The sequence below is a fragment of the Actinomadura sp. GC306 genome (assembly GCF_004348665.1).
GTDB lineage: Bacteria > Actinomycetota > Actinomycetes > Streptosporangiales > Streptosporangiaceae > Spirillospora.
The window spans coordinates 1-3,369 of the sequence record NZ_SMKM01000428.1; the positions used below are offsets into that span (position 1 = coordinate 1).

Genomic DNA, 3,369 nt, shown 5'->3' on the forward strand with positions numbered 1-3,369 from the left:
CGGCAGATGCTGGACGTGGCGGAGGAGGTGTTCGGCGAGCGCGGCTACCAGGCCACCTCGATGGACGAGATCGCCGAGCGCTGCGGCGTCTCCAAGCCCATGCTCTACGAGTACTTCGGCTCCAAGGACGGGCTGCTCGTGGCGTGCGTCGGCCGGTCCAAGGCCGAGCTGCTCGACGTCACCCAGAAGGCCATGGCGGGCGCCGTCACCCCGCGCGACATCCTGTGGCGCGGCATGGTCGCGTACTTCGAGTTCATGGAGGCGCACGGCAAGTCGTACGGGATGCTGATGAGCGAGCCGATGGCCGCGTCCGCGCAGACCATCGAGGCCGTCGAGTCGACGCGGCGGCAGCAGAGCACGCTCATCGCGGGCGTGCTGGCGACGTTCGCGCCGTCCGCCCCGGCCGCCGCCATCGACGCCTACACCGAGATCATCATCGGCGCGAGCGAGCGGCTGGCGCAGTGGCGGGCGCGGCGGCCGGAGATGTCGGCGCAGGACGCGGCCCGCCACATGACCGACTTCTGCTGGCACGGCCTCAGCCCGTTCGTCACGGACGCCGGGGAAGGCGGTCCAGCGCCCCGATGAGCAGGTCGAGGCCGAACTCGAAGTCGGCCTCGGCGTCGGCCTCGGCGTCGATGCCGGCGAGCGCGCCCGCGTTGGCGAGCACGTGCGGGAACTCGCCGGGGTCGAGCCGCCCGAACGCCTGCGCGCCCGTCCCGGCGAGGTGGCCGAGCATCTTGCTCATGCCGACCTCGCGGAGCTGCGCGCCGAGCGCGTAGGCCAGCAGCGCCCGCATGATCCGGACGGCGGTCTCGCCGTCGAACCCGGCCGCGTCCGCCAGCGCCAGGGCGCGCTCGGCCGGCCGCAGCGCCACCGGGGTGTCGATCTTGTGGGTGAGGACGATCGTCATGCAGCGCGGGTTGTCGCGGGCGACCTTCCGGAACGACCGCACCAGGGCCCGCGCGCGCTCCTGCCACTGCTCGGCCGGGTCGTCGTGCAGCTCCAGGCCGGAGACGACGTGCTCGGCGACGCCCTCCAGCAGCGCGCCCTTGTTCGGGACGTGGTTGTAGAGGGACATCACGGCGACGCCCAGCTCGGCCGCCACCCGCCGCATCGACAGCGCCTGCGCGCTCTCGCGCTCGATCAGCGCGACCGCGGCGAGCACGATGCGCTCGCGGGTCAGCACCGGCCGCACGGCTCCGGGAGTCGCGTTGCTCGCCATCGGTTCCGCCCTTTCCCGGCCGTTGACACCCATGAGCGCGCCGTGCCACGGTACGTACATTGTACGCAAGACGTACATCGTACGTCTGCGCCTCTCGGGGAGGAGCGCCCATGTCGACCCATGACCTCTACACCGAGCCCGTCGACACGTCCACCTGGAACGTCCCCATGATCGGCGACGCCCGGTTCACGTGGGAGTACGACGACGGCCGCGACCGCCTCCTCGCCCTCTACCAGAAGGGCAAGGACAAGCAGTGGGACTCCACCAAGCGGATCGACTGGGACCTTGAGGTCGATCCGCACAACCCCCTCGGGGTGCCGGACCAGTCCCTTGCCATCTACGGGACGAAGTACTGGGACAAGCTCTCCGAGAAGGAGCGCGGCGAGCTGCGGCGGCACTCCACGTCCTGGCAGTTCTCCCAGTTCATGCACGGCGAGCAGGGCGCGATGGTCACCGCCGCCCGCATCGTGGAGTCGGTGCCCGACCTCGACTCCAAGTTCTACTCCGCCACCCAGACGATGGACGAGGCCCGCCACGTCGAGCTGTTCACGCGCTTCCTGCACGAGAAGATCGGGATGATCTACCCGATCAACACCAAGCTGCAGGACCTGCTCAACGAGACCCTCACCGACTCCCGCTGGGACATGCCCTACCTGGGGATGCAGGTCCTCATCGAGGGCCTCGCGCTCGCCGCGTTCGGCGTCATCCGCGATATCACCACCAAGCCGCTGCCCAAGCAGCTCCTCGCCTACGTCATGCAGGACGAGGCCCGCCACGTCGCGTTCGGCCGCCTCGCGCTGCGCGACTACTACAAGCAGCTCTCCCCTGCCGAGCTCCGCGAGCGCGAGGACTTCGTCATCGAGGGCTGCTACCTGATGCGCGACCGCATCCGCGGCCGGGAAATCTGGACCAACTTCGGCATCGACCCGAAGGAGGTCGACGAGATGGTGGAGAACTCCCCCTACATGCGGATGTTCCAGAGCCTGCTGTTCAGCCGCATCGTCCCGTGCGTCAAGGACATCGGCCTGTGGAGCGAGCGCATCCAGCAGACCTACGACGACATGGGCGTCCTCGACATGTCCAAGGCCGACCTCGACGCCCTGATGAACCAGGACGAGGAGATCGCCGACAAGCTCGACACCGAGCGGTTCGCCGCCGAGGAGGCCGAGCGCAAAGCGGAGGTGGACACCGTGATCGCGGAGGCCGCCGCGAGCTGAGTACGGTTGGACCGTCGCCGTCCCGCACGCCCTCGGAGGTCTCGCATGCCACTCGCCCACTTCGACGGAGCGCTCGCCGTCGTCACCGGAGCCGGCAGCGGAATCGGCCGGGCCACCGCGCTCGCGCTGGCCGGCCGCGGCGCCACCGTCATCGCCGCCGACATCGACCTCCCCGCGGCGGAGCACACCATCACCCTCGCCAAGTCGGTCGGCTCCGGCGGCTCCGCCTACCGGGTGGACGTCTCGGACGCCGCCGCGATGGAGACCTTCGCCGCCGAGGTGAAGGAGACGCACCGGGCCCCCGACATCCTCGTCAACAACGCCGGGATCGCGGTCGCCGGGCCGTTCCTCGAAACCGACCTGGACGCCTGGGACAAGATCCTCGGCGTCAACCTGTACGGCGTGGTCCACGGGTCGCGCCTGTTCGGCAAGCAGATGCACGAGCGCGTGCACGGCCTCCCCAACAAGCCCGACAAGCCCAACTTCGGCGGCCACATCGTGAACGTCGCGTCCGCCGCCGCGTTCGCCCCCTGGCGCGCGATGCCCGCCTACTGCACGACGAAGTCCGCCGTCCTGATGCTCAGCGAGTGCCTGCGCGCCGAGCTCGCGGGCAGCCGCATCGGCGTCACCGCCGTGTGCCCCGGCTTCGTCAGCACCGACCTCGTCGACAACGGGACCTACGCCGTGGCCGACGAGTCCGACCGCACCCGCCTCCAGCAGAGCGCCAAGAAGGCCATCAAGCTCCGCAACTACCCGCCGGAGAAGGTGGCGGAGCGGATCGTCCAGGCCATCATCAAGAACAAGGCCGTGGTCCCCGTCAACTTCGAGGGCCACCTCCTGCACACCCTGTCCCGGGTCTCGCCCGCCGCCGTGCGCCTCCTGGGCAGGATCCCCACCCCCACCTCCCGCGGCTAGCGCCCGCGTCCGGGC

4 protein-coding genes are annotated in these 3,369 nt (G+C 70.1%); 3 read left to right on the forward strand and 1 reads right to left on the reverse strand.

The window, feature by feature from the left end; all coding sequences use genetic code 11:
- Window positions 1–585: TetR/AcrR family transcriptional regulator (locus E1200_RS32135; protein ID WP_131956252.1), on the forward strand; the 585-nt coding region annotated here is incomplete at its 5' end.
- Here the strand turns inward: E1200_RS32135 and E1200_RS32140 are convergent.
- Entirely contained in the window at window positions 548–1,222 is a 675-nt protein-coding gene (locus E1200_RS32140; protein WP_131956254.1) for a TetR/AcrR family transcriptional regulator, read from the reverse strand. The genes E1200_RS32135 and E1200_RS32140 overlap by 38 nt on opposite strands.
- A 110-nt stretch (window positions 1,223–1,332) precedes the next feature.
- Between E1200_RS32140 and E1200_RS32145 the strand changes: the two genes are divergently transcribed.
- Both E1200_RS32145 and E1200_RS32150 read left to right on the forward strand, forming a co-directional pair.
- Window positions 1,333–2,439 carry a ferritin-like domain-containing protein gene (locus E1200_RS32145; protein ID WP_131956256.1) on the forward strand — a complete coding sequence of 369 codons (1,107 nt, stop codon included), beginning with the start codon at window positions 1,333–1,335 and terminating at the stop codon, window positions 2,437–2,439.
- Window positions 2,440–2,484: 45 nt separating this feature from the next.
- On the forward strand, window positions 2,485–3,354 hold the full coding sequence (locus E1200_RS32150; RefSeq protein ID WP_131956258.1) for an SDR family NAD(P)-dependent oxidoreductase: 870 nt from the start codon (window positions 2,485–2,487) through the stop codon (window positions 3,352–3,354).
- Window positions 3,355–3,369 lie beyond the last annotated feature (15 nt).